Source organism: uncultured Sulfitobacter sp. (assembly GCF_947500075.1).
Taxonomy (GTDB): Bacteria; Pseudomonadota; Alphaproteobacteria; order Rhodobacterales; family Rhodobacteraceae; genus Sulfitobacter.
The window spans coordinates 71,090-95,491 of the sequence record NZ_CANMQS010000002.1 but is presented as its reverse complement, the minus strand read 5'-3'; the positions used below and the strand labels follow the sequence as shown (position 1 = coordinate 95,491).

25 protein-coding genes and 1 riboswitch are annotated in these 24,402 nt (G+C 59.4%); of the genes, 1 reads left to right on the top strand and 24 read right to left on the bottom strand.

Annotation, left to right across the window (positions count from 1 at the left end; all coding sequences use genetic code 11):
- Positions 1 to 43: 43 nt before the first annotated feature.
- The 3 genes from Q1A91_RS05370 to Q1A91_RS05360 form a co-directional block, all read right to left on the bottom strand.
- Positions 44 to 664 (bottom strand): d(CMP) kinase, encoded by a 621-nt coding sequence (locus tag Q1A91_RS05370; protein WP_299874023.1) that lies wholly within the window; start codon positions 662 to 664, stop codon positions 44 to 46.
- Entirely contained in the window at positions 661 to 2,013 is a 1,353-nt protein-coding gene (gene aroA / locus Q1A91_RS05365; RefSeq protein WP_299874020.1) for a 3-phosphoshikimate 1-carboxyvinyltransferase, read from the bottom strand. Before aroA ends, Q1A91_RS05370 begins: the two co-directional genes overlap by 4 nt.
- Positions 2,014 to 2,188: 175 nt before the next feature.
- Positions 2,189 to 2,908, bottom strand: a complete 720-nt coding sequence (locus tag Q1A91_RS05360; protein WP_299874018.1) for a tRNA (guanosine(46)-N(7))-methyltransferase TrmB — start codon at positions 2,906 to 2,908, stop codon at positions 2,189 to 2,191.
- A gap of 109 nt (positions 2,909 to 3,017) precedes the next feature.
- On the opposite strand from Q1A91_RS05360, the gene Q1A91_RS05355 reads away from it, so the two are divergent.
- Positions 3,018 to 3,785 (top strand): response regulator, encoded by a 768-nt coding sequence (locus tag Q1A91_RS05355; protein ID WP_299874015.1) that lies wholly within the window; start codon positions 3,018 to 3,020, stop codon positions 3,783 to 3,785.
- A 305-nt stretch (positions 3,786 to 4,090) separates the two neighbouring features.
- On the opposite strand, the gene Q1A91_RS05350 is transcribed toward Q1A91_RS05355, so the two are convergent.
- The 21 genes from Q1A91_RS05350 to Q1A91_RS05250 all read right to left on the bottom strand — a co-directional run bounded on the left by Q1A91_RS05350 (position 4,091) and on the right by Q1A91_RS05250 (position 24,394).
- Positions 4,091 to 4,813, bottom strand: coding sequence for a hypothetical protein (locus tag Q1A91_RS05350; RefSeq protein WP_299874012.1), 723 nt, complete (start codon positions 4,811 to 4,813; stop codon positions 4,091 to 4,093).
- A complete protein-coding gene (gene metK, locus Q1A91_RS05345) occupies positions 4,813 to 5,994 on the bottom strand; it encodes a methionine adenosyltransferase (protein ID WP_299874009.1) in 1,182 nt (393 codons plus the stop codon). Before metK ends, Q1A91_RS05350 begins: the two co-directional genes overlap by 1 nt.
- Positions 5,995 to 5,997: 3 nt before the next feature.
- Positions 5,998 to 6,049: riboswitch (SAM-SAH riboswitch) on the bottom strand.
- Between the two features lie 38 nt (positions 6,050 to 6,087).
- A complete protein-coding gene (gene lnt, locus Q1A91_RS05340; RefSeq protein ID WP_299874006.1) occupies positions 6,088 to 7,581 on the bottom strand; it encodes an apolipoprotein N-acyltransferase in 1,494 nt (497 codons plus the stop codon).
- Positions 7,578 to 8,486: a hemolysin family protein gene (locus Q1A91_RS05335; RefSeq protein ID WP_299874004.1), complete on the bottom strand. Its 909-nt coding sequence runs from the start codon at positions 8,484 to 8,486 to the stop codon at positions 7,578 to 7,580. Before Q1A91_RS05335 ends, lnt begins: the two co-directional genes overlap by 4 nt.
- 26 nt (positions 8,487 to 8,512) lie before the next feature.
- Positions 8,513 to 9,028, bottom strand: a complete 516-nt coding sequence (gene ybeY / locus Q1A91_RS05330; RefSeq protein ID WP_299874001.1) for an rRNA maturation RNase YbeY — start codon at positions 9,026 to 9,028, stop codon at positions 8,513 to 8,515.
- A 193-nt stretch (positions 9,029 to 9,221) separates the two neighbouring features.
- Positions 9,222 to 10,214, bottom strand: a complete 993-nt coding sequence (locus Q1A91_RS05325) for a PhoH family protein (protein WP_299876116.1) — start codon at positions 10,212 to 10,214, stop codon at positions 9,222 to 9,224.
- A 176-nt stretch (positions 10,215 to 10,390) separates the two neighbouring features.
- A complete protein-coding gene (locus tag Q1A91_RS05320; protein WP_299873998.1) occupies positions 10,391 to 10,711 on the bottom strand; it encodes a hypothetical protein in 321 nt (106 codons plus the stop codon).
- A 15-nt stretch (positions 10,712 to 10,726) separates the two neighbouring features.
- On the bottom strand, positions 10,727 to 11,302 hold the full coding sequence (locus tag Q1A91_RS05315) for an OmpA family protein (RefSeq protein WP_299873995.1): 576 nt from the start codon (positions 11,300 to 11,302) through the stop codon (positions 10,727 to 10,729).
- Positions 11,303 to 11,568: 266 nt separating this feature from the next.
- The gene (locus Q1A91_RS05310) at positions 11,569 to 12,033 is read right to left on the bottom strand and encodes a hypothetical protein (RefSeq protein WP_299873992.1); all 465 of its coding nucleotides are present in this window, start codon (positions 12,031 to 12,033) and stop codon (positions 11,569 to 11,571) included.
- Between the two features lie 219 nt (positions 12,034 to 12,252).
- Positions 12,253 to 14,211 (bottom strand): TRAP transporter large permease subunit, encoded by a 1,959-nt coding sequence (locus tag Q1A91_RS05305; RefSeq protein WP_299873989.1) that lies wholly within the window; start codon positions 14,209 to 14,211, stop codon positions 12,253 to 12,255.
- 17 nt (positions 14,212 to 14,228) lie between these two features.
- Positions 14,229 to 15,275, bottom strand: a complete 1,047-nt coding sequence (locus Q1A91_RS05300; protein ID WP_299873986.1) for a C4-dicarboxylate TRAP transporter substrate-binding protein — start codon at positions 15,273 to 15,275, stop codon at positions 14,229 to 14,231.
- Positions 15,276 to 15,295: 20 nt separating this feature from the next.
- A complete protein-coding gene (locus tag Q1A91_RS05295) occupies positions 15,296 to 15,688 on the bottom strand; it encodes a YciI family protein (RefSeq protein WP_299873983.1) in 393 nt (130 codons plus the stop codon).
- A gap of 12 nt (positions 15,689 to 15,700) precedes the next feature.
- A complete protein-coding gene (locus tag Q1A91_RS05290) occupies positions 15,701 to 16,354 on the bottom strand; it encodes a malonic semialdehyde reductase (protein WP_299873979.1) in 654 nt (217 codons plus the stop codon).
- A gap of 12 nt (positions 16,355 to 16,366) precedes the next feature.
- On the bottom strand, positions 16,367 to 17,197 hold the full coding sequence (locus Q1A91_RS05285) for a 3-keto-5-aminohexanoate cleavage protein (RefSeq protein ID WP_299873977.1): 831 nt from the start codon (positions 17,195 to 17,197) through the stop codon (positions 16,367 to 16,369).
- 3 nt (positions 17,198 to 17,200) lie between these two features.
- Complete coding sequence (locus Q1A91_RS05280; RefSeq protein ID WP_299873974.1) at positions 17,201 to 18,115, bottom strand: intradiol ring-cleavage dioxygenase; 915 nt, start codon at positions 18,113 to 18,115, stop codon at positions 17,201 to 17,203.
- 7 nt (positions 18,116 to 18,122) lie between these two features.
- Entirely contained in the window at positions 18,123 to 19,175 is a 1,053-nt protein-coding gene (locus tag Q1A91_RS05275; RefSeq protein ID WP_299876114.1) for a maleylacetate reductase, read from the bottom strand.
- A 121-nt stretch (positions 19,176 to 19,296) separates the two neighbouring features.
- Positions 19,297 to 20,232 carry a LysR family transcriptional regulator gene (locus tag Q1A91_RS05270; RefSeq protein WP_299873971.1) on the bottom strand — a complete coding sequence of 312 codons (936 nt, stop codon included), beginning with the start codon at positions 20,230 to 20,232 and terminating at the stop codon, positions 19,297 to 19,299.
- Between the two features lie 65 nt (positions 20,233 to 20,297).
- Positions 20,298 to 20,864 (bottom strand): hemerythrin domain-containing protein, encoded by a 567-nt coding sequence (locus tag Q1A91_RS05265; protein ID WP_299873968.1) that lies wholly within the window; start codon positions 20,862 to 20,864, stop codon positions 20,298 to 20,300.
- An 80-nt stretch (positions 20,865 to 20,944) separates the two neighbouring features.
- On the bottom strand, positions 20,945 to 22,477 hold the full coding sequence (locus Q1A91_RS05260; RefSeq protein WP_299873964.1) for a glutamate synthase-related protein: 1,533 nt from the start codon (positions 22,475 to 22,477) through the stop codon (positions 20,945 to 20,947).
- Position 22,478: 1 nt separating this feature from the next.
- A complete protein-coding gene (locus Q1A91_RS05255; protein ID WP_299873961.1) occupies positions 22,479 to 23,468 on the bottom strand; it encodes a glutathione S-transferase family protein in 990 nt (329 codons plus the stop codon).
- An 11-nt stretch (positions 23,469 to 23,479) separates the two neighbouring features.
- On the bottom strand, positions 23,480 to 24,394 hold the full coding sequence (locus Q1A91_RS05250; RefSeq protein ID WP_299873958.1) for a pirin family protein: 915 nt from the start codon (positions 24,392 to 24,394) through the stop codon (positions 23,480 to 23,482).
- Between the last annotated feature and the right edge of the window lie 8 nt (positions 24,395 to 24,402).

The following is a 24,402-nucleotide window of genomic DNA, read 5'->3' as shown; positions in this document are numbered from 1 at the left end:
CATATGCTCTGGATCGACGGGCCATGCCCCCCGGACAGCAGGATCAGGAATGATCCACCCGCTTGGCCTTGATAAGGGCCACAGCGGCCGCAACCGCATCGGCAATCTTCATGTCGGTGGTGTCAATCTCCACCGCATCCGCCGCCGCGCGCAAAGGCGCATCCGCCCGGCCCATATCCCGCGCATCCCGCGCGGTGACATCGGCCAGCACCTCCTCCAGCGTCACATCATGCCCCTTGCCCTGCAACTCCGCGCAGCGGCGGCGCGCACGCACCTCCCGGCTGGCAGTGACAAAGAGCTTCACCTGCGCGCCCGGACAGATCACCGTGCCAATGTCGCGCCCGTCCAGCACCGCACCGCCTGCGCGCGCTGCAAATGTGCGCTGGAAATCCACCAAAGCCGCCCGGACCTCCGGCACCGCCGCGACCCGGCTGGCGGCTTGCGCAACCTCCGGCGTGCGCAGGGCATCGCTCTCCAGATCCTCCGGCACCAGCGCGCGGGCAGCATCTTCGGGCGTCACCCCCTCCAACACCCGCGCGCCCACCGCCCGGTACAAAAGCCCGGTATCGAGATGCGCAAAGCCAAAGGCCTCCGCCACAGCCCGGCTGATCGTCCCCTTGCCCGAGGCCGCAGGCCCGTCAATGGCGACAGTGAACCCGTTCACGCGCGGTCCCTGCTCACCTGCGCGCCCAAGGCCCCCATCAGCGGCTCAAAGATCGGAAAGGACGTGGCAATCGGCCCGCCATCATCCACCTTCACCGGCGCATTGGCCGCCATGCCGAGGATCAGAAACGACATCGCAATCCGGTGATCCAGATGGCTGGCACAAACAGCGCCTCCGGGCACATTGCCATGCCCCAAACCGTTGACGATCCACCAATCCGGCCCGTCTTCAACTTCGACCCCATTGGCGCGCAGCCCGGTGGCCATCGCATCAATCCGGTCGCTTTCCTTCACGCGCAATTCCTTGACGCCGCGCATCACCGTCTGCCCTTCGGCAAAGGCCGCCACCACGGACAGGACCGGATATTCATCAATCATCGAAGCCGCGCGCTCGGGCGGCACTTCAATGCCCTTCAATCCCGGCGAAAACTTCGCCCGCAGATCCGCCACCGGCTCCCCGCCTTCCTCACGCGCGTTCTCGTAAGCCAGATCCGCCCCCATCTCCCGCAGCGTGGTGAACAACCCCGCCCGCGTCGGATTGAGCCCAATCCCCGGCACCAGCACATCGGAGCCCGGCACAATCAACGCCGCACAAACCGGAAAGGCCGCCGAAGACGGATCACGCGGCACTTCAATTTGCTGAGCGCGCAACTCCGGCTGCCCCGTCAGCGTGATCTCCCGCCCCTCTTCGGTCTCCTGCACAGAAATCTCCGCACCAAATCCCGCCAGCATCCGTTCCGTATGATCCCGTGTCGCTTCCGCCTCGATCACAACAGTCTGACCGGGCGCATTCAACCCCGCCAGCAGAACCGCCGATTTCACCTGCGCCGAAGGCACCGGCACCACATAGCGCACCGGCACAGGCTCCACGGCCCCCACCAGCGTCATCGGCAAACGCCCACCCGTGCGCCCCACCGCCTGACAGCCGAACAATGCCAGCGGATCTGTCACCCGCGCCATCGGCCGCCCGTTCAAACTCGCATCTCCCGTGAAGGTCGCCACGATTGGCGAGGTCGCCATCGCCCCCATGATCAACCGCACGCCGGTGCCGGAGTTCCCACAATCAATCACCCCGTCTGGTTCCGCAAACCCGCCAACACCAACCCCGCGCACCGACCAATTGCCGCCGCCCAGATCACTCACCTCCGCCCCAAAGGCGCGCATCGCCTTGGCCGTATCCAGCACATCCTGCCCCTCCAGCAGACCCGCAATGGTCGTCTCACCAATGCACATCGCGCCCAGGATCAACGACCGATGGGAAATCGACTTGTCCCCCGGCACTTCGGCCACCCCTGTGAGCGGCCCACAGGCCGCAGATGTCATCGGAATTGGATCACCATGGCTCGACATAACATTCCCCGTTCTTTCCCGCCGCTTCTACCGCAGCCCAACAGAGGCGTCCATGCCAAGCCCCCGCCGCCCCCCATCTTTTCTCCATGAATATCCCGGAGCACGAGGCAGAGCCTCGTCCAATTTCGCTTCAGCGAAATTCATGAAATCAAACGCGGGCTTGCCCGCTCAATGCTTAGGCCTGCATCCGCCGGAACGTCAGATAATGCGGCACCCGGCCTTCGCGCAACGCCTTCTGCTCATAGCGTGTGGACAGCCAGTCATCCCAGGGCTCCCGCCAATCCGCAGGGCGCTCCGCCAGCCATTCAAACCCGTGACGCGGCACCTCTTCCAGGGTCTGGCGCACGTAATCCTCAATATCCGTCGCCACCCGCAACAGCGCACCGGGCTGCATCACCAGCGCCAGCGGCACCAGATGTTCCTCGGTCACGAACCGTCGGCGGTGGTGGCGGGTTTTGGGCCAGGGGTCAGGGTAAAGCAAAAACGCCCGCGCCACCGAGGCTTCGGGCAGCACGTCAAACAGGTCGCGCGCGTCGCCGGGGTGCACGGCGAGGTTCTCCACGCCGGCGCGGCGGATCTTGCCCAGCAGCATCGCCACCCCGTTGATATAGGGCTCGCAGCCGATGATGCCGACATCCGGGTTGGAAGCGGCCTGATGGACCAGATGCTCGCCGCCGCCAAAGCCAATCTCAAGCCAGACGGGCTTGCCCCCAAAAAGGGCGTCCGGATCCAGCGGCCTGCGGGCCGGGTTGTCCTCCCAGCTGACCGCACCGGGGGACAGGGCGGCAAGGTCCTCTTCGAGATAGCGCCGTTGGGACGCCTTGAGCGTCTTGCCTTTGAGGCGTCCATAGAAATTGCGCCGGGGGCGTTCGGGATCAGGGGTATCATGCGTCATGCGCCGCCTTTAGCGCGCCCGTCCCACAGCGGCAACCGGCACGTGTTCACGCGGTGTTAGGGGATTGCCCGCTACCACGGGGGGGTGAGACGCAAAAGGACCCTTGCCCATGCCCCCTGCCCTGCGCGCGGCCCCGGACCCGCAGTTGACGCCGCTCCATGTGTTGATCCTGGATGATGAACGGTTTGACCGGCACCGGCTGGCGCGGCTTTGTTCCGGGCTTGAGCAGAAGTGCGCGGTGACCAATGCCGCCACCCTTGCCGCCTTCGACACCGCGCTTGAGGCGGCACGGTTCGATCTGATCATGCTGGATTATCAACTGCCTGACGGCACCGGTCTTGATGCGCTGGCGCGGGTGCGGATGTCGGCGCGCAACTGCACGGCCGGCATCCTGATGGTCACCGGACAGGGCCATGATGCCATTGCCCGGCGCGCGATCGAGGACGGATGCAGCGATTACCTGACCAAGGAAGAACTGACCAAACCCACGTTCGAGCGCGCGGTGGCCAATGCGCTCCAGAAATCCGCACTGGCGGTAAAGCTGGAAAACCAGACCTTCCGGCGGGCGGAAGTCGAAGCGGTGCTGGCGCATTTTGCAGGCCAATGCGCCCGCGACATCAAACCCATGCTCAGCCGCATGATGCGTCAGGTGCGGGCCTTGCCCGACGCTGCCGGGATGGACAGCACCACGCCCCGGCAGGCGATTGAGCAAAGCTGCATGGATCTGTGGCATTTCCTGCTGGCGCTGGAACGGCATCAGGGCAAAACGCTCTTTGCCGATCTGGAGCCGGTGCCGGATGGGCCTGCCCCGGTGGCAGCGCCTGACCCGTCAGCCCCCCGCAGGCCTCCCTCTCCCTTTCGCAGACCGTTGCATTGAGACGGGTTGGCGCGGGGGCCAGGCTTGCGGGGAACCTCCGCTGCGTCGCGCTTGGGGCATGCGCTGTGCCGCCGCCACGGGGGGCGGCGGGATGAGGGTTTTCCACCCTCATACGCCCGAGGTTTCTTGAACCATTTGGAAGGGGCGGCTGAGGGCGGTGGGAGGCCGCTGCCCTGTGGTTCAGGCAGCGGGTGATGTGGTACAGATTTCAAGCCTCTGGCAGGGTTTTTTGAACCATTTGGAAGAGGCGGCTGTGCGGAGAGTGAGGTGCAGGCGGCAGGATCTGCGGACCGCGGGCGGCGCGGTTACTCGGTCAGCACGCCTGCGGCCAGCAGCACCGCGCGGTAGGGGCGCCACATGGAGGCATCGGGTTTGCGCAGGCTCTGGATCGCGAAGGTCGGGTCAACGCCGCGGTTGATCATGTAGCTCAGCCGGTTGAAGGTTTCGGTCTGGGTGTCCTGATACATCCATGAGGCAAAATCGAAGGGGGTGTCCCATTCGCCCCATTCCTTGTTGTCCTTGTAGTATTCCTCAACATCATCGGGCGTCCAGTAGAGCTGGTGAAAGCCCAGCCGCCCGCCCCGCGCCAGCGTGCGGTTGGTGCCGCCCAGAAAGATCGTCACGCAGGAGCTTTCGCAGATGTTGCGCACATGGGTGTCGAGGCCAAAGTCGATCACCAGCGCGCCGATTTCCATGGAGGCGTAGTGATTGCCACCCGTAGATTCCAGTTCCAGCACCGTGATGCCCCTGTGGCGGCGCAGCAGGTTGCGCAGCGCTTTCACGTCTGACCCGCGCACGCCCCGTTCCTTGCCCTCCAGCTTGGCGACGGTGTCGAAGATCAGGCTGGTGCCGTCGACCCGGTAGCGTTGGGAGGTGTCGGGCGCTTTGTCTGCTGCGCTGTCTGGTGTGGCGGTTGGTGCCTCTTTCTGCGGGCTGCCGGACGGTTGTTCATCCTGCGCGGCCACAGGCAGGGACAGGCAGAGCCCCAGGCCTGCCGCCAGAAGCCCCGCCGCCAGGCCGCGCCGCATTACACTGCGGCTTTCAGCGCATCCACCAGATCGGTCTTTTCCCAGCTGAACCCGCCATCCGCATCCGGCGCGCGGCCGAAGTGGCCGTAGGCCGCGGTGCGCTGATAGATCGGTTTGTTCAGTTGCAGGTGTTCGCGGATGCCGCGCGGGGTGAGGTCCATACATTGCGCCACAGCCGCCTCGATCGCGGTTTCGGGCACTTGCCCGGTGCCGAAGGTGTCGCAATAGATCGACAGGGGTTTGCTGACCCCGATGGCATAGCTGAGCTGGATCGTGCATTTGCGGGCCAGGCCGGAGGCCACCACGTTCTTGGCCAGATAGCGCGCCGCATACGCGGCAGAGCGGTCGACCTTGGTCGGGTCCTTGCCCGAAAACGCGCCGCCGCCGTGGGGGGCCGCACCGCCGTAGGTGTCTACGATGATCTTGCGCCCGGTCAGACCTGCATCGCCGTCCGGGCCGCCGATGACAAAAGTGCCGGTGGGGTTCACCCACCATTCGGTGGCCTCCGTGATCCATTCCGCAGGCAGCACTTCGCGGATATAGGGCTCCACGATGGCGCGGATGTCGTCCGACGTCTGGTCGATGCTTTCGTGCTGGGTGGAGAGCACGATGGAAGTGACTTCCACCGGTTTGCCGTCTTCATAGCGCAGGCTGATCTGGCTTTTGGCATCCGGGCGCAGGGTCGGTTCGGTGCCGTCTTTGCGCACCTCGGCCAGGCGGCGCAGGATCGCGTGGGAATACTGGATGGGGGCGGGCATCAACTCCGGCGTTTCATCCACCGCGTAGCCGAACATGATCCCCTGGTCCCCTGCCCCTTCGTCCTTGTTGTCGGAGGCATCGACCCCTTGGGCGATATGGGCGGATTGTTCGTGCAGGAAGTTCAGCACGTGGCAAGTGTTCCAGTGGAAATGCTCCTGCTCGTACCCGATGTCCTTGATGCAGTCGCGGGCGATCTGGCTGATGCGGCCCATGTAGTCTTTCAGCCGGTCCTGATCGGACAGGCCGACCTCCCCGCCAATGACCACCATGCCGGAGGTGGCAAAGGTCTCTGCTGCGACACGGGCCTGTGGTTCTTCGGAAAGGAAGGCATCCAGCACGGCGTCGGAAATGCGGTCGCAGACCTTATCCGGGTGCCCCTCGGACACGGATTCCGAGGTGAAGACATAGTTTTGACGGGACATAAGTGCTCCAGCTGATAAACATGCGCGCCACGTCAGGAAGCCGTTGTGGCGATGTGGATTGGGCTTATCCGGGGGGATTCGTCAGGTCAACGTCTAAACGTCGCGGCGCCGCGTCACAGCTGCGACAAGCAGCGCGAGGAGGAGTGCGGCGGTGATCGGCAGATCACCCGTGCGGGCATAGAGCGTGGGCGGCAGCGGCGCGGGCAATGCGGCATCGACAAAGCCTGCCTCATTGAGCGGCAGCGCGCGCAGAATACGCCCGTAGGGGTCGATCATCGCGGAGATGCCGGTGTTGGCCGCACGCGCCAGCGGCAGGCCCTGCTCAATCGCGCGCATGCGGGCCTGGGCCAGATGCTGGCGCGGGCCAGCAGCACGGCCGAACCATGCGTCATTGGTAATCTGGATCAGGAACGCAGGCCGCTCAGGGGCGGCGTTCACGTCATGGGCAAAGACCGCCTCATAGCAGATCAGCGGCAGCGCGCGGCCCAACGGGCCGAAATCCATCAGCGCCGCGCCGGGGCCTGCGGAATATCCGTTCCCGTCGCGCGCCGCCAGACCGTGGATGCCAAAGCGCGCCAGCAGATCGCCAAAGGGCATGTATTCGCCAAAGGGCACGAGGTGATGTTTGTCATAGCTTTCCGCCACAGCTCCGTCCGGTGCGAGCGCCACCATCGCGTTGTAGATCCGGTTGCCCTCCACCCGGCGCGCGCCGAGGGCGACCTGCGATGTCCCCGCCGAGGCGGCGATCTCATCCAGTGCGCTTTCGGCGTGGTGCAGGGACCAGGGGATTGCGCTTTCGGGCCAGATCACCAGATCGGGCGTGGGCTGGCCCGCGGCGGGCGGGCGGGCGGTGAAATCAAGCTGGCGCTGGAAAAAGACCGGGATTTTGTCTGGGTCCCATTTGTCGCGTTGGGCGGCGTTGGGCTGGATGAGGCGCAGGGTGTGGTCGGTCAGGGCGGCATCGGGGCGGGCGATGCCCAGCACCATGGGGACCGCCAGCACAAAGGCCAAAACCCCTTGGCCATAGCGGCGTATCAAGGGCCAGGGCGCGGAGGTGCCGATCATCACCGCAGCGGCCACCAAGGCCGTGTTCATCCCATGCGGGCCAACCCAGGCCAGCCCCTGCCCCGCCAGCACGTCAACGGTGGATTGTGCGGGCGACGCCCAGGGAAAGCCGGTGAAGACATAGGCGCGCAACAGCTCCGCCCCCGCCCAGCAGGGGATCAGCGGCCAGCAGCGCACAGGCGCGAGCCGCCGCGCGGCCCAGAACGCCCCGCCCCAGAACAGCGCCATGCCTGCGGCCAGAAACACCACCGCAAAGGGGGCCATCCAGCCGTGGCGCGCCACATCCACCATGAAGGGCGACACGATCCATTGCAGCGCATGGGCGAAATAGCCAAAGCCGAAGCCCGCCCCCACCAGCAGGGCGCGGCGCGGCGTGGCACTGTCTTCAAACAGGAAGGCGGCCAGAGCCATCGCGGCCAATATCAATGCGGGAAAATTGTAAGGCGCCTGCCCGAAGGCGCCCACGGCCCCCGCGAGGCCCGACAGCGCAACAAGCTGCCAGCCGCGCAGGGTGCGGATCATCCTTGCGCCACGGTCGTGCGCACCCGCAGCCGTTTGATCCGGCGCGGATCCGCGTCGATCACTTCGAATTCCGGCCCGTCCGGGTGCAGCACCACTTCGCCGCGCGCAGGCACCCGGCCCGACAGCATGAAGACCAGCCCGCCGAGCGTTTCGATCTCTTCCTCGTCCACGTCGTCGTGGTCGGTCAGGGAATGGCCGATCTCCGCTTCGAAATCCTCCAGCGGGGTTTTGGCAAGCGCCAGATAGGTGCCGGGTTTTTCCTGCGTCCAGTAGATGCCTTCGTCGATGTCGTGCTCGTCCTCGATCTCTCCGATGACCTGTTCGATCAGGTCTTCGATGGTCACAAGGCCGTCGACCCCGCCGTATTCGTCAATCACCAGCGCCATGTGGCGGCGTTCGGCCTGCATCTTGGTCAGCAGCACGCCGATGCCCATGGAGGGGGGCACAAACAGCAGCGGGCGGATCAGTTTTTGCAGATCGAAGTTCCTCGGCTTGCCGTTGAAGCCGTATTGCAGGGCCAGATCCTTGAGGTGGGCCATGCCGACGGGTGTATCGAGCGTGCCGTCATAGACCGGCAGGCGGGTCAGCCCGCTTTCCTTGAAGACCGACACCAGTTCATCCATGTCCGTGGTCAGGGACACTGCGATGATGTCCGCCTTGGGGACAGAGACGTCATCGACCCGCATCCGGCGCAGGTTGGCCATGCCGCGTGCGCCCAGCCGGTCCACGGGGGCCGCTGTGAATTCGTTGTCGTTTTCCGTGTCCGAGGGGCTGAGCGCCCCGATCACCCGAGAGAAAAAGCCGCCCTGCGGCGCCGGACTGTCGTCCGCTGTGTCGTCATCCGGGTGTGTCTGATCCGCATGCGCGCCCCGCGCTGCGTCAGAAGAATCGTCAGTGTCGCCCATTGGGTCCTGTGCTTGTTAAGAGGCAGTCACTCTGCCTGTGAAACCCTATATGGGTTATCGAGACCCATTTTGCCAAGTATTTTGACCTCAAGCCCTTCCATGAGAGCCGCATCGGGGTCGGTTTCGTGATCATAGCCCAGAAGATGCAACACCCCATGCACGATCAGGTGTGTGGTGTGGTGCCTCATCGGCGTGCCCGCCTCTTCGGCCTCAGCCGCGCAGGTTTCATAGGCCAGCGCGATGTCGCCGAGGGGCAGCGTGCCATCGGGATCGGGGGTTGGCGGCAGCGGCGCGCCGCCCGGTGTCGCCGCCCCGCGTTCTGCGGCGGGCCAGCTCAGCACATTGGTGGGCGTGGGTTTGTTGCGGTGGGTGGCGTTCAGTGCTGCAATCGCCGCGTCGTCGCAGGCGAGGATCGTGACGTCGCACAGGTCAGGCGGCAGCGCGAGGAAGCGCAGGGTGGTTTCGCAGGCCGTCGCGGCCAGCGGTTCAAGGTCGATGCTCTCCCAGGCAGAGGTTTCCACCACAATGTCGAGGTTGTCCATCACACCAGCGCTTTACCGGCTGAAGGTCCGTTCGGCGCGGCTGTTGCGGAGGGATATTTTCGGCCAAAAAGAGGGGCAAGGCCGGTGGTCCGGACAGGGCCCGCGGGTGAGGACGACAGGTCTGCGGGCACCGGCTGTGAAGGGGGAGATTGTAGAGGGGCTGCGCGGGGAGCGGAAGGTGGACGCCAGTGCATCAGGTGTTTCCCGTATCCGCCTCATAGGCTTCGATGATGGCTGCCACCAGCGGGTGGCGCACCACGTCCTTGGAGGTGAAGTAGTTGAAGCTGATCTTGGGGATCGTTTTCAGCAGGCGTTCGGCATCTGCCAGCCCCGATTGGGTGCCGCGCGGCAGATCAATCTGGGTGCGGTCACCGGTGATCACCATGCGCGAGCCTTCGCCAAGGCGCGTCAGGAACATCTTCATCTGCATCGAGGTCGCGTTCTGCGCCTCATCCAGCACCACGAAGGCATTGGAGAGTGTCCGGCCGCGCATGAAGGCCAGCGGCGCGATTTCGATGCGTTTGTCTTCCAGGAGTTTGGCCAGTTGCTTGCCCGGCAGGAAGTCATTGAGCGCGTCATACAAGGGCTGCATGTAGGGATCGACCTTGTCCTTCATGTCGCCGGGCAGATAGCCGAGCTTTTCGCCCGCCTCCACCGCCGGGCGGGAGAGGATGATCCGGTCAACGTGGCCGCCGATGAACATGCTCACGCCCACGGCGACGGCGAGATAGGTTTTGCCGGTGCCCGCAGGGCCGATGCCGAAGGCCAGTTCATTGTCGAAGAGCGATTGCACATAGGCCTTTTGCGCGGCTGTGCGCGGCTCCACCCGTTTCTTGCGGGTCTGGATTTCGACGCCGCCTGCGATGGGCATTTCGATCTGGTCGCCCGCGCGGCTGCCGGTGTCTTCGGCGGAGGTGCCCATGCGCAGCAGGCTGTCCACATCCGCCGGTTCCACCGCGCGGCCCGATTCCAGCCGGGTGTAGAGCGTATTCAGCACCACCTCGGCCTGCGCCTGCGCCGCTTCATCCTCTGCCATCACCGACAGTTGATTGCCGCGCCGCACGATCTGCACCTCCAGTGCCTTTTCGATGGCGGCCAGATGCGCATCATAGGCGCCGCAGAGGTCAATCAGCAGGCGGTTGTCGGGAAATTCCAGAACCTTCGGGGGCACGGGTGTGCCGGTCATGGCGGTATCTGCGGGCAAAACACTGTCCTTTTGGTTGAAGCGCTTGATGTAGGGTGTCGGGCTTGAGTCGTGTAGCCCCCTTTTGGGGGGAGAAAACGCAAAAGGCCGGCATGTGCAACACGCCGGCCCCGTTTGTGGGCTTTCCTGGGCAGATGTTTGCCCCCAGGTATGGCAAATCAGTTGGGATCCCGGACGGAAGAGCCGCCTTTGAAATCACCAACCGTCTGTGTGGGCGGTGCCACGCCAGAGCAGACTGGCTTGCCGTATTTGTCCAGCCGGGCGGAGAGATACCCTTCGACGCCATCGTCGATGATCCAGTGGTCGCAGCCGTTTGGATCGACCCAGATGCCGGCCTGAAGCTGGCTGAGGTGCTTTTTGTCAAAGCCCCGGTCGACGGTCTTGTCAGAGGGGTAGCCCCGTCCGAGGCCGCCTTCGAAGTCGGCACAGGCGCTGAGGCCAAAGGCACAGGCTGTGATCAGCAATATCTTGGTTTTCATCACGTTCAGGTCCCCTTAGCGGATGCAGATGATTTCGACGCGGCGGTTCTTGGCCATGCCGTGGGCGGTGCTGTTGGTGGCCGCTGGCAGGCGTTCGCCGTAGCCGCGGACATCCGCGATCCTGGCGCCCGATGCGTTGGCGATCTTGGCCACCGCTGTGGCGCGGTTGAAGCTCAGGCGCATGTTGTATTCATCAGAGGCACGGCTGTCGGTGTGGCCGGTGATGATGTAGGATACAGCACCGGTGGTCTTGAAGAACTCCGCCAGACGCGCGCGGCCCTTTTTGTGGATGCGGTAGCTGTCGGTGGCAAAGAACTGATCCGACGGCATCACGCCGCAGACATTGCCCCGGCGGCAGACCGGAATGCCCTGACGGTTGGTGTGCGGTGTCATGTAGCCTTCGGCGCCGTCGTCCATCACCCAATGCTCGCAGCCGTCCGGGTCGACCCAGATGGTGGGTGTGTAGATGCCTTTGTCCCGGCCCTCCTGCGAGGGTGTCTGTGCCTGTGCGCTTGGTGCCTGTATGGACAGTGCTGCGGCCAGTGCCACCCCTGCCACGGCACGCGCAGTTTTGGAGAGTGTGTGTCTCACTGCTTCGTTCCTTTTTCTCGTTCCCCAGTATAGCGCGCGGGAGGCGAATCCCGTTTGCGCCCTGCCGCGACGGTAAGCAAGATTTTGGGGCCTGTGAAGCAGGAACGCTATATTTAGCGGGTCCACTCGACATTTTGTGGATAGATTGAGAGTTATCCACAGAGGGGCGGATGGCGGCTTGGGGGCCAAAGCGCTCACCAGACGCACATCGTGCGGCGGCAAGGTGGGTGTTTGGGGGGGCTGGAGGGAGGTCAATGGGACACGACCTATTGCCAGTCAAGCATCGCTTTCGCGGAGGCTTTATCGTGATTGATCCTGGCCAGATAGGTCCTTGCTCGTTCAACCGGGTCGTACCTGTATTGGTCTGGTCCCAACATTTTCCGTTCGTTCAGGTCCGCCGTGCAGAGGAGATCAAAGTCCACCCGTTCCAGACGGCAATTCCACCCTTCTGAATACGCGCCAGCCCAGTTGTTCGTATAGTAGCGGACCAAGCGATTGCGCATAGAATAGCCGTGATAATCAAAGGCCAATGTACCGTTCGTGACGTATATGTGATTTCCGGCAAAGCCCTTGCCTGGGACAATGCGTTCTGCATAGAATGCTGGAAGATGAGCCTGCCGCAAATACACGCCAGCAAGGATGTGACAGGCCCCATTCCCGAAGAAGACCCTATCGGGGAGCGCCCATCTGCGTTCCGGGTCCTGTTTGTTCCCGGGCTTCATTCTGTACATACTGATACTCTAGTGTGTGCAGCGGTGCCGCGAAAGGCAGCTTCGCCCCGCACACCCGAGATCGTTGGCAGCAAGAGAGGTGCATGAGGCCGACTGAAACTGTCGGATGGCAGGTTTGAGCCCAACCTGTCAATTCAGCTTTTGCGCTGCGTGCGCGTGCAGCGAAAGAATCACTGCGGCTGCACTATTTTTGACGCCGCTTTGCGGCGTGAAAAGCGGTCATTCAAAGAACAAGCTCAATGCTGGAAAGAATGTTAGGAGCAAAGTGACAATCGTCATCATGATCACAAAAGGGAAAGTGCCAGCGAAGATGTCACCCAAAGTTGTACTTCGATCCGCGATGGTGGCCTTCACCACATAAACAGTCAGTCCGAACGGTGGTGTCAGCAGCCCAATTTCAACGGCAATGACGGTGACAATCCCAAACCAAATCAGATCACCGCCAAGTTCGGTCACAATCGGAAGGCACAGCGGAAGCAAAATCAGCATGATCGACGTGCTGTCCAGAATCATGCCCATAATGATAACAAGCACCAGATAGATCATCATGAACCCCATCAAGCTGAGTCCCATTCCAGCAAAGAACTGGGTGGTCTCTTGCGGGATCGTCGAAAGAGTCAACATACGTGAATACATTGACGCAGCGATGATCAGCATCAGAATCGAGACAGAAACCAAACCTGTATCCACCAGCACACGCCAGAATTTGGCCCATGTGAGGCTTCGCTTTACGAGGGCAACAAGAATAGCGGCCGCGGCTCCTGCGGCGCCAGCTTCTGTTGGCGTAAAGAACCCCGAATAAATGCCGCCCAGCACAATCACCACCAGCGCCGCGATTGGGAGCAGTTTTTGCACCGCCGTGACCCACGTTTCGCCTTCGATGGTCACAGGCCGTTCAGATTGCATGACGGATTTCGGTCGAATAACGGCCATCAGGTAAATGCCGACGCCAAACACCAAGGCCAGAATACCACCCGGAACGATTGCCGCTAAGAAAAGAGCTCCAACCGATTGTTCAGCCAAGACGCCATAGATGATCAGCAAAAGACTGGGAGGGATGAGCATTCCCAGCACCGATGAACCGGCAACAACGCCCAAAGCAAACCGATTGCTGTACCCGTTGGCCACCATCTGTGGCACCGCCACCCGGGAAAATACAGCTGCTGACGCGATGGAGATCCCGGTAATCGACGCAAAGACAGCATTCGCCGCCACAGTCGCAATACCCAGCCCGCCGCGAATCCGCTGCAGGAGCCATGCCGCGACGCGGTAGGCATCCTTGCCGATATCAGCCACATCGACAATCAGCCCCATCAGCACGAACAATGGCACCACGCCAAACAGATAACGGTTGATAGCCCCATCTGCAGCGAGGGCGAGTGACCGCATCGCCACTGTCGGGTTGTCCCGGATCAGCCAGATGCCAAGGAAACTAAGAAGGATCAAAACGACCGCGATATGGGCTCCAGAAAAGATGAGAAGCAGCATAAAACCAATGGCGACCAATCCGACCTCTATACGGCCCAGGTCAGCCCAGAAAATTGCATAGCCAATGACAACAACCGTCACGAAAGCAATCAGATACGGCCAGCCCTTTGGTTTGGTGATGACTGAGTGTCTGACGCGAAGGGGCGACAACCGGCCTGAGTTGGCAACCTCTTTCAAATCATTCAGCGCCTGAACCGCAAATGCCAACGCAGTCAGCAACGAACCACCAAAGAGGCACGCCTTGATGGGCCAAACCGGCGCGGTAAAAACGCCCTGCGCCCCAAAGAACTCCCCTTCGACCCAAGCGTCGACAAGTTTTGGCCACGTACCCTGCGCGATAAGAGCAAAGACAACAAAGCCAGCGAGGTGAAATGCGATGCGCATTGCACCGGCAGAGAAAGGTCGTTCTTTTTCCAGCCAACCCGCCAGGATGTCTGTTCGGGTCATGCGACCGCACATCAACGCATGTGCCGCCTGCAAGAAAACAATTGCAACGATGGAATTGGCCACGATTTCTGCAACGCCTTGAACCGGCGCGTTGAAAATGGAGCGCCCAATGATGTCTGAGCAAATCAGGATCATGAGGCAGAAAATCCAGATGGATGCGGCACCACTGACAAATCCGGTAAGCGCAGAGACTGCGCCTACCGTCTTGTTCGTTCCGTGGCGAAATGAAGCTGAAGTCAGCATTGTGCGCCCCCGTTTCTTTACTTGGATGCCCAGTCGATCTGTGCATCAAGCCCGGCTTCGCGGACCTTCTCCATGTATGCGGCGAGCACTGCATCGGCGCCGTCTGATTGGTTTGCGGCGATCCACTCCCCGGCAAGGTTCGGCATATTTGAAGCCCACGCTTCAACGTCCGCGGCAGGAAGCTCGGTTACCGTGGCGCCAACTTCGGGAAGTTTCGCGAGGAAGCTGTCGTAACGCGCCATCACCTCTTGGGCGTGAGCCACTGTGTATTCTTCGCCGAGTTCAGTCAGGACCTTTCGAACGTCGCCAGACAAGCCTTCCCAAATGTCTTTATTGATCCCAAGCCCACCCGTCATTTGAGCTCCCAAGCCGACGAGTGTCACATATGGCGCGACCTCGTAATGTTTGTTCGGAAACGCGCCGGTCAAGATGATGACCATGCCATCGGCCACGCCGGTTTGGACCTGATTGTAGTAAGTCGGAAGCGCACCATTGACGGGCACCGCACCCAGATGCTTGATCCAGTTCGCGGATGGACCTGGAGCAAGAATCTTCCGCCCTTCCAGATCCGCAATAGAATTCACCGGAAAATTGGTCATCAGGTGATAGGTCTCGACTCCGCTGGCACCGAGAAAGACGACATTCTGGTCATCCCAGGCGGCTTGAAGCTCCGGCAACTCACGATGCAGTTCGTTCATGATCTGCAATGTCGCGACGAGATCATCCGATATGAACGGTGTGAAGTAGGTCATGTTCTGAAGGGGCATTTTCGACCCTTCCCAAAGTGTGCCCACCCAGCCAGCATCGGTCAGACCGTCGCCGACAGCTTCCAGCGTATCCTTGAACCCATAAAGCGATCCACCGTAGGCTTCTGTCCATTCAACCCTGTCTCCGGAGCCCATAGCTTCGAGGCGGCTATTGGTTTCAGCGACAACCAATGTCGACAACTGGCCAACCCACGGCAGCACTGTCGGATGACTTGATGCCATCGTTAGTTCGTAAGTTTCTGCTTGTGCTGTAACGCCGGCGAGCGAGATCGCTGCGGCTGAAATGAGATTTTTCATTTTTTCCTCCCTAAGATGTTTCAAGTAACGGTGTAGATGCCAGTCGAAAAATCGAATTGAACGTTCATTCCGCCTTCGTTAAGTAGCCATGGGCGCACCGTGAATTTCCGTGCTCCACTTGAGTGCATCGGATCTTCGCCCGCGATTTCAGTGGCATGCGCAAGACTGTCGGCGCGAAGGATCACCATGCCTTCGCCGTGCCAGCTGTGCTCATCATCGGCCCAGTGAGGTCCTGCACCAAAAAGGATCCCATCCTGGCCAAGCTTGACCAAGAAGGCCAAATGCTCCTCCAAGGCAGCCATGACAGGCTCCATCCCATCAGTTGGGCTCGTGGAAACCACGTAGAACTGCTTTTGCAGCATGCCTTGAGTGGCTTTCAGGATGTCGTCCTTTGTGATCGTCGGCTCTGCCATTTCGTTCTCCACTCAGATTGTTTCGCAAACGGTTTCGAAATCGAGGCGAGGTAATCTTCGGAAGATCTTCGACGTATCGGCATATCCCAAGTTCACCAGAAAATTGGATTTCAACGAGGAGCCGTGGAAAAATTCTTCGTCCACCTTGGCATTTTCGAAACCAGACATGCCGCCGACGTCCAACCCGACGGCCCGCGCAGCCAACATGAAATATGCCCCCTGCAGAGTGCCGTTTCTAAACGCGTTCACCTGCGCTGCAGTTGCATTGTTCTTGAAGATCTCCTGTGCATCTGGGTTGGGTGGAAATGTGTTTGGCAGTTCCTCCCAAAAGTTCAGATCATAGGCGATGATCGCGGTTACCGGAGCACTACGCATCTTTGGCCGGTTACCTTCAAAAAGCGCGGGCTCCAGCCGATCCTTCGCGTCCTCTGAATGCACGAAGATCACCCGCATCGGTTGCTGGTTCATCGACGTCGGGCCCATTTTTGCGATTTCATATAGCGATTTCAGAGTGTCTTCGCTGACGTCGCGATCCTGCCAGCCGTAATGTGTGCGGGCTTCGGTAAACAGCAGTTGCAGCGTCGTTTCGTCCGCTAAAAGGTTGCGGGCTTGAAACGCTGCGGCTGAGCTGCGCGCTTCATTGTCGAGAGTATCAGTGTCAGGCATGTGAGTTTCCTTTCAAACCGGCCTAAGGCCGAGAATGCTGCGTGCTTGGGATGGCGTTGCGATTGGGCGGTCGTAAATCGCGCAGATTTCTGCAGTTTTTCGAACGAGCGCAGCATTGGAGGGGGCCAATGTGTTGCGATCCAGACGGATGTTGTCCTCGAGACCAGTTCTGGCGTGACCGCCAGCCGCAATCGCCCAATCGTTCAATATTGCCTGCTCCCGCCCGATACCGGCGGCGCACCAAGGCGAACCTGGAAAGAGGTGCGTGACTGTTTCGACATAGAAGTCGAATACTCGCCTATCCGCGGGCATTGCGTTTTTTACACCCATCACAAACTGCACATATGGTGTTCCGGCGATGGCACCGGCCCGGTGCATCTCGGCCGCCTTGAGTATGTGACTCAGATCAAATGCTTCGATTTCAGGTTTGATGTCATAGGCGCGCATTTCAGCGGCCAACCAATCGATCAGATCAGGCGGGTTTTCATAGACGCGGGTCGGAAAGTTATTCGAGCCAACACTCAACGAGGCCATGTCCGGACGCAGGCTCAGCATACCGCCACGGTCTTTGCCCGCACCAGAACGACCGCCCGTTGAAAACTGCACGATCATACCGGGACAGTGCTGTTCAATGCCCTCTTTTAACCGCGCAAACTTCTCTGGATCGCTGGATGGCGTCTCGTCCCCGTTGCGAACATGTGCATGACAAATTGTGGCCCCGGCCTCGAATGCCTCTTGGGTGCTTTCGATCTGTTCGGATACCGAAATCGGCACTGCGGGGTTCATTGCCTTTCGCGGCAGAGACCCAGTAATGGCGACACATATGATGCAAGGCGTCGTCATTTCCTAAGTTTTTGGTGCCAAAACGAAATCGAATTCAACATCCCAATAAAATGGCCCTTCAAAACCCATTTCAGCAATTTTCTTGGGGTCTTCGACCTTCACGAATTCTGCGATCAGGCTTTCCTTCACTCCAAAAACTGCATCGTTATTGATGTAGATGTCATCAGGATCGAAAATGTGGGTCGTTACTTCGTCGTAGCCTTCTTTGGCGATGATGTAGTGGAGGTGGGCAGGCCGATAGGGATGCCGGCCAAGGGCATAGAGCAACTCTCCGACTGGCCCATCATCAGGGATGGAATAATGCTGCGGGCGCACGGCTTTGAACGAATAGGTGCCATCGGCCCCAGTGCGAAAAACACCACGGAGGTTGAAGTCTGGTTGGATGCCCTTTTGCTGAACGTCATAGAAGCCTTCGTCATTAGCTTGCCAGACATCTATCTTGACCCCTTCAAGTGGATTGCCATCGACATCCAGCACCCGGCCGCGGGCAACCATATCCTCACCTTTGCCATCCAAACAAATATTGAAGCCCATCTCATATTCGGGTGTGCCTCCGACGTGGAAAGGTCCCAGAACAGTATTCTCGGACGCGCCTTTGGGGCGACGCGAATTGATCGCATCGACCAGCATTGACACGCCGAGCACATCCGACAACAGAATGAATTCCTGTCGCCAGTCGTCGCTTTTGTGGCCCGTCGCAGTGAGGAAAAGGATCGCCTTCATCCACTCCTCCTGGGAAGGCTCGATCTCTTTGATCGCCGCGTGCAGATGACGCGTGATGATTTCCATAGCTTTCTTCAGGCGGGCGTCTTTGGCATTCACATTTTGCCCTGTGACGACATCGGCTGAGTCATCCTCAGTGAAATATGCCTTGGGCAGGTGCTTAATGATCTCTGCTATGTCTGCGTCAGTCGTCATCTTGTCCTCAATGGATTGGGGCAGTGCCGTCCCAGGCGTTCTGCAATAGTTCACGAATACCCTCAGCGGTGATCTCACGCGGGTTCCAGTAAGGCTTTCCGAGAGCCACTTCGGTTGCTCTGTCGAGATCGCTTTCAACAAGGCCGATGTCTTTGAGCGACATTGGTGCGTCGAGATCTTTGGCGAAACGCCACAGTGCAAGTCCCGGCGAAGAGCCGTCCAACAGATCGCTAATTGGTTTCAATAATTCAGGAACAGCCTGCTCATTGAAGTGAATGGCATGAGGCAGAACAATGGCGTGCGTGTCTGCGTGTGACAGATCAAAAGTGCCGCCGAGCGTGTGGCAAAGCTTGTGATGCAGCGCCATGCCAACCCGGCCCAAAACCGCGCCGCACGCCCATGCACCTCGCAACGTTTCTTCCCTTGCGGCGATATCGTCCGGAGCACGCAAGACATCAGGCAATGCATTCGCAAAAGACCTTAGCCCACCGATCGCAAGATTTGTGCTATCGGCGTCTTTATCGCGCGCATAAAGAGCTTCCGCTGCGTGCGCCATCGCATTCAATGCCGACGTTATGGTCATACCGACGGGAAGCGTTACAACGAGTTCCGGGTCATACAGAACGACGTCAGGGAGCACCTTCTTGTCGGTCAAGGTGGTCTTTACGCCGCCTTCAGTTTGCCCGAGAATTGGCGTTGCTTCGCTGCCTGCATAGGTCGTTGGGATCACAATTTGCGGCAGGCCTGTGCGCAATGCGATGGCTTTTCCAAGCCCAGTCGTCGAACCGCCACCTACGGCGACAACGCAGTCGGCGTTCACCTCCCGAGCGTGCTGGACAGCCTCCTCAGAAACATGTGTCGGAGTATGCATGGCGGCTTTGGAGAACACGCCTGCGGACAGCCCACCCAAATCGGCCGCAATGTCCAAGGCTGACGATGACTGTGGCGGCGTGGATAAAATCAGAGCTCGTGCGCATCCTAGGCGGGACACCTCTTCGGAAAGGCTGTGCCTGACACCCGCTCCGAACAAAACCCTTTGATTTTCAGACGATGTTGACATCGCTTCCTCGCGCCATGCGGAATAACTCATTGTGGAAAGACTAGCGGGCAGTATGTGTCGGTAGGATCGAATTGCTGCAAATCTGTATACCAAATTGGTATGTGGTAGACGGGTCGATTAGCTAAACGGAGTCGTGCATGTTCATAAGATCATTCAGCGACGACAACTCTGCCCCAAGGTATTGAAGCAGCCTGGTCCGCGCCGGAAAATCAGGAGAAGCCGCTGGAGTTAAGGCGCACAAATGTCGGTCCGGATCCCCAATCGGGAGCGGTAAAGCCGAAAGCGTGTTTTGCCGACTTAGTCTGTAGACCACAGAATAAGGCAAAACCGTCAACGCATCAGATTCGTGAAGAAAGTTCAAAACAGATGCGAGCGAACCACCCGAAAAACTAACTTTGAGATCTGTGACACCGATCCTTTCCAAAACGCTTCGAAGATCGTGATAAAGTGGGCTTTCTGGCGGCGGCGCAATCCATGCATAGTCGATCAATGCCTCGGCCAGGAGCGACGGGTGGCGGGCAAGAGGATGCCCAAGTCTGCACGCAATAACGTTGCGGCCAGGCAGGAGTTGTTGCGCCTTCACACCCGCTGGTACCTGAGACGATCTGATGGGCACGATACCAATGTCCAACTGGTCAGAAGTCAGACTATCGAGGATTTTTTGGACATATCCGTATCGTTGCTCAATCGTAATTGCCGGGTATTCAGCTTGAAAAGCCGCGAGTGTCGGAGACACAACTCCGTCCATAAAAATGGGAGACCCAGCCACTCGAACAGCCCCAGCCTGACCCCGCTTGAACCGTATGACGTATTCGCTTGCGGATCTCCCCGCTTCGGAAATGGTTCGCCCATATTGTGCAAGCTGGTTGCAGAATTCGGTTGGACGAAGCGGACGCTTCCGACTCTCAAAGAGACGAACGCCCAACCTCTTTTCCAGCTCAGATACTGAACGTGACACGCTTGGTTGTGTTTTTCCAAGTGCGTTGGCCCCTTCGGTGACCCCACCATGGGTGACAATTGCCGTGAGCATTTCGAGGTGACGTGGGTCGATTTTCATAGAATTTCACCCCTTCGAGTTCTCGGTGTCCTGGCAAAGTTGGTCTGAGCAAACGGGCATATCGTCTAACCGCGCAGCCGGTGTTGCAGAATGATTGGAACGGCGAGGTCTTCCTCGTCGCTTAGGTGACGCTTTAGAAAGGCTTCGATCACACTTGCCTGTCCGTGAATTGCGCCAGCCTCATTATAAGTTTGGGCCTCGTCCAAAGCGGTCAACTTGATCACGCGATTGGCCTGTCGGGTAAAATCTTCCAACACGACATCCAGATCAGCATGATCTTGTTCCAGCACCTCAAGACCCGCATCAAAACGCGGGTCGGCGGCGGAGAGCTCTGGGAAATAGCTGTGATCTTCCCAGCTATGATGGCCATGAAGGTTGCCGACCAGCCTCCCGCCCAGAAAAGACAAACGTGCGGCATAATCGTCCGCTGCCATGTCCTTATTGAGCAGCAATTCAGTGTCCGCGCGAATGCGTTCGGCCAACATCCGAAAACCCTGATGCGCGTGCATCCATTGACGCGTCTTGTCCTTGAACCCAGGGTGCGCCTCCCAACTATCGCGGGGGAAATGGTTCAGGAGCAGCCGCATGTCTTTCGGCATCTCGTCCTGGCGGATTTGGTATGTATCGAGCATTGGTCGTCTCCTTTCACGTCCTACGTGGGCAGGTTGGCGCCTGCCCAGTAGGTCAGCGATTGCAGGAACAGCTATGCGTCTTAGGAAACTCCGGCATAGCGAATACCGCTCAGATCAGCTGTTTCGCGTTTCCAACTGGTTATGTCGCGCGGCGTGAAGTCGGACAGGCTGTCGTGACCGCATGCACGGGCCATTACTTGCATCAACTCGACACTGGCACCGAAATAACGTGCCAAGCGTTCTGCCCCGACTTGGACGTCAAGGCGCTTGCGCAACTCGGGCTTTTGCGTTGCAACACCGACCGGGCAGTTGTTGGAATTGCACATGCGTGCCGCGATACAGCCGACTGCCTGCATAGCCGAATTGCTGACAGCGACCGCATCGGCACCGAGCGCCAAGGCTTTGACAAAATCCTCGGCAACGCGCAGCCCACCCGTGATGACCAACGTCACTTCACGTCCGGTCTTTGCATCCAAATGCTTGCGCGCACGCGCCAAAGCCGGGATTGTCGGCACTGAAATATGGTCACGGAAAATCAATGGTGCGGCACCTGTACCGCCTCCGCGTCCATCGAGGATGATGTAGTCCGCGCTCGCTTCCAACGCAAAGTCGATATCGTCTTCGATGTGATTGGCCGAAAGTTTGAACCCGATAGGAATACCGCCGGAGCGTTCGCGCACTTGATCGGCAATGCGTTTGAAATCCTGCGGCGTATGAAGCTCCGGGAAAGTCGCTGGAGAAATCGCGTCCTGGCCCTCCTTCAGTCCGCGCACCTCCGCTATTTTGCCCTGAACTTTATTGCCTGGCAGGTGACCCCCAGTGCCGGTCTTGGCACCTTGACCACCCTTAAAATGAAAGGCCTGCACGTGTGCAACATGATCCAGCGACCAACCAAACTGTGCAGAAGCCAATTCATAGAAGTAGTGCGCATTTTCGGCCTGCTCTTCTGGTAACATGCCGCCTTCGCCTGAACAAATGCCCGTGCCTGCAATTTGGGCCCCTCGGGCAAGCGCGGTTTTGGCCTCTTCAGAAAGCGCACCATAGCTCATGTCAGAGACAAAGAGCGGGATATCGAGTTGCAGGGGCCTTTTGGCACGTGGTCCAATGGTGATTGCCGTAGAAACCGAGGCGTCGTCCAACAACGGTTTGCGCGCCATCTGCGCGGGAAGTATCTGAATGTCGTCCCAATGCGGCAGATCTTTGCGAGGCACACCCATGGACCCCATTTCACCATGGTGACCCAGTTTCGATAGCCCGTCCTTGGCTAGCGCGTGGATGCGGGCCACTGTAGGCTCCTCGGGGGTTGGGGTCGCCTGCGGGGTGTCCGACTTGGGTGCAGGTGCTGCGTCGCCCACTGCCAGATCACCGAGCCGGGTATGCGAGCCGTCACAGAAAGGGCCATTGGCCGTGGATTTGCATTGGCACAATGCTGCATCGCCGTCTTTTTCGGCGGTAAATTTCAGCGGTGTGATATCAGTCCCAGCGTGCGAACCATCGCAGAAAGGTTGTGATTTGGAACGACCGCATTGGCACCAAAAGTAGTCTTTTCCGGCCTCCAGGGCGACTTTGGTTGGGGCTTTGGCAGCAATGATCGGAACGGCTTGATTGCTCATCCTATGTCTCCTTGTTCAAACGCGCACGATCATGCGGCGCGGTGTAGTCAATAATCGGCCCCATAGGCACGACGCTTGTCGGGTTCACGGTCGTATGGCTGCCGTAATAGTGGTTTTTGATGTAAGGCAGGTCGACGGTCTCAGCGACGCCCGGTTGCTGATAGAGGTCACGCACATAGCCAAACAGGTTCTGGTAATCCGCGATACGACGCAGGTTGCATTTGAAGTGACCGACATAAACCGGATCAAAACGCACGAGTGTGGTAAAGAGCCGCCAATCGGCCTCAGTCTGTGTGCTGCCCATAAGATAGCGGCGTGTCGAAAGACGCTCTTCTAGCCAATCCAGCGTATCAAACAACGGTACAAGCGCTTCTTCGTAGGCGTCTTGTGTGGTGGCGAACCCGGCTTTGTAGACGCCGTTGTTGACAGTGTCGTAGATGCGCTCGTTGATCTCGTCGATTTCACCCCGCAACGGTTGGGGGTAGTAGTCGCCGGGTTTGGCACCAATCTCGTCAAACGCGTTATTCAGCATCCGAATGATCTCGGCGCTTTCGTTGGACACGATCGTGTTTTGCACCTTGTCCCACAAAACGGGGACGGTAACGCGCCCAGAGTACGTTGCATCAGCCGTGGTATAGACTTGGTACAGAAACTCCGAGCCATGAAGATGATCTGGCGTAGCACCTTCCCCGGGCGAAAACGTCCAACCGTCCTTGCCCATGAACCAGTTCACGACCGAAACGTCGATCATATCTTCTAGCCCTTTGAGCGCGCGGAAGATCAGTGTCCGATGCGCCCATGGGCAGGCCAAAGAAACGTATAGATGATATCGGCCAGCCTCAGCCTTGAAGCCATCGGTCCCGGTGGGACCAGCAGCGCCGTCCGCAGTGACCCAATTGCGAAACGCTGAGTCCTTTCGGACGAACCTGCCGCCGCTCGATTTTGTGTCGTACCACTGGTCGACCCATTTGCCGTCTTGAAGCAGTCCCATACTCAGATCTTCTAGTGGTCTAATGGTTTTATGAAGGTGTCATTGCGCAACTCGGCAAAGGCCTGCTGCAGCTCTGCTTTCGTGTTCATCACGATCGGGCCATGCCAGGCGACAGGTTCTTTGATCGGTGTCCCGGCGACCAACAGAAAGCGCACGCCCTCTGGGCTTGCCTGAACCTCTATATCGTCGCCTGTGCCAAAGCGGATCAACGTGCGATTGCCGGACATGTCGCGGATGTTCAGCTCTTGTCCGGCAACCTCTTTTTCCAGCAGAACGCCAGAAGGGGCCGAAGCATCTGTGAACCGCGCTTGCCCATCAAAAACATAAGCAAAAGTGCTGCGATAGGTGTCGACCTTGAACCGCTTTTTCAACCCAGCGGGCACCCGGATATCTAGGTAAAGCGGATCAGCCGCGATACCATCAACGGGACCACGCTTGCCCCAGAACTCTCCGATCACGACTTTCACGACGGTGCCATCATCGTCGACAATCTCGGGTATCTCTGTAGCCTCGACATCTTGATAGCGCGGTGCTGTCATTTTGAGGCTGCCCGGAAGGTTGGCCCAAAGCTGAAACCCGTGCATCTGACCGCGTGCATTACCAGTTGGCATTTCTTGATGCAGAATACCTGATCCGGCGGTCATCCACTGAATGTCACCCGCGCCGAGCGATCCGGTGTTACCCAGACTGTCAGAATGCTCCACCGAACCTTCGAGCACATAGGTGATCGTTTCAATCCCTCGATGGGGGTGCCATGGAAAACCGCGTTCAAAGGCTGCTGGATCGTCGTTGCGAAAGTCGTCCAGAAGCAGGAAAGGGTCGTGTGCTTCAGGCTCCTGAAAGCCAAAGGCACGATGCAAATGAACACCTGCGCCTTCCATCGTGGGTTGGGCAAGTGAGCTGCCAATGGCGGGACGAATGGACATGGAAACCT

What these genes read in the sequence shown, in the direction of transcription:
- lnt (WP_299874006.1), bottom strand. Translation starts at nt 7,581, where the DNA reads ATGATCCGCACCCTGCGCGGCTGGCAGCTTGTTGCGCTGTCGGGCCTC.
- Q1A91_RS05350 (WP_299874012.1), bottom strand. Translation starts at nt 4,813, where the DNA reads ATGCGGCGCGGCCTGGCGGCGGGGCTTCTGGCGGCAGGCCTGGGGCTC.
- Q1A91_RS05305 (WP_299873989.1), bottom strand. Translation starts at nt 14,211, where the DNA reads ATGCTGACTTCAGCTTCATTTCGCCACGGAACGAACAAGACGGTAGGC.
- Q1A91_RS05360 (WP_299874018.1), bottom strand. Translation starts at nt 2,908, where the DNA reads ATGACGCATGATACCCCTGATCCCGAACGCCCCCGGCGCAATTTCTAT.
- Q1A91_RS05355 (WP_299874015.1), top strand. Translation starts at nt 3,018, where the DNA reads ATGCCCCCTGCCCTGCGCGCGGCCCCGGACCCGCAGTTGACGCCGCTC.
- Q1A91_RS05290 (WP_299873979.1), bottom strand. Translation starts at nt 16,354, where the DNA reads ATGCCTGACACTGATACTCTCGACAATGAAGCGCGCAGCTCAGCCGCA.
- Q1A91_RS05270 (WP_299873971.1), bottom strand. Translation starts at nt 20,232, where the DNA reads ATGAAAATCGACCCACGTCACCTCGAAATGCTCACGGCAATTGTCACC.
- aroA (WP_299874020.1), bottom strand. Translation starts at nt 2,013, where the DNA reads ATGTCGAGCCATGGTGATCCAATTCCGATGACATCTGCGGCCTGTGGG.
- Q1A91_RS05265 (WP_299873968.1), bottom strand. Translation starts at nt 20,864, where the DNA reads ATGCTCGATACATACCAAATCCGCCAGGACGAGATGCCGAAAGACATG.
- Q1A91_RS05295 (WP_299873983.1), bottom strand. Translation starts at nt 15,688, where the DNA reads ATGGCAGAGCCGACGATCACAAAGGACGACATCCTGAAAGCCACTCAA.
- Q1A91_RS05285 (WP_299873977.1), bottom strand. Translation starts at nt 17,197, where the DNA reads ATGACGACGCCTTGCATCATATGTGTCGCCATTACTGGGTCTCTGCCG.
- Q1A91_RS05310 (WP_299873992.1), bottom strand. Translation starts at nt 12,033, where the DNA reads ATGTACAGAATGAAGCCCGGGAACAAACAGGACCCGGAACGCAGATGG.
- Q1A91_RS05280 (WP_299873974.1), bottom strand. Translation starts at nt 18,115, where the DNA reads ATGACGACTGACGCAGACATAGCAGAGATCATTAAGCACCTGCCCAAG.
- Q1A91_RS05260 (WP_299873964.1), bottom strand. Translation starts at nt 22,477, where the DNA reads ATGAGCAATCAAGCCGTTCCGATCATTGCTGCCAAAGCCCCAACCAAA.
- Q1A91_RS05250 (WP_299873958.1), bottom strand. Translation starts at nt 24,394, where the DNA reads ATGTCCATTCGTCCCGCCATTGGCAGCTCACTTGCCCAACCCACGATG.
- Q1A91_RS05325 (WP_299876116.1), bottom strand. Translation starts at nt 10,214, where the DNA reads ATGACCGGCACACCCGTGCCCCCGAAGGTTCTGGAATTTCCCGACAAC.
- Q1A91_RS05300 (WP_299873986.1), bottom strand. Translation starts at nt 15,275, where the DNA reads ATGAAAAATCTCATTTCAGCCGCAGCGATCTCGCTCGCCGGCGTTACA.
- Q1A91_RS05335 (WP_299874004.1), bottom strand. Translation starts at nt 8,486, where the DNA reads ATGGGCGACACTGACGATTCTTCTGACGCAGCGCGGGGCGCGCATGCG.
- ybeY (WP_299874001.1), bottom strand. Translation starts at nt 9,028, where the DNA reads ATGGACAACCTCGACATTGTGGTGGAAACCTCTGCCTGGGAGAGCATC.
- metK (WP_299874009.1), bottom strand. Translation starts at nt 5,994, where the DNA reads ATGTCCCGTCAAAACTATGTCTTCACCTCGGAATCCGTGTCCGAGGGG.
- Q1A91_RS05255 (WP_299873961.1), bottom strand. Translation starts at nt 23,468, where the DNA reads ATGGGACTGCTTCAAGACGGCAAATGGGTCGACCAGTGGTACGACACA.
- Q1A91_RS05320 (WP_299873998.1), bottom strand. Translation starts at nt 10,711, where the DNA reads ATGAAAACCAAGATATTGCTGATCACAGCCTGTGCCTTTGGCCTCAGC.
- Q1A91_RS05275 (WP_299876114.1), bottom strand. Translation starts at nt 19,175, where the DNA reads ATGTCAACATCGTCTGAAAATCAAAGGGTTTTGTTCGGAGCGGGTGTC.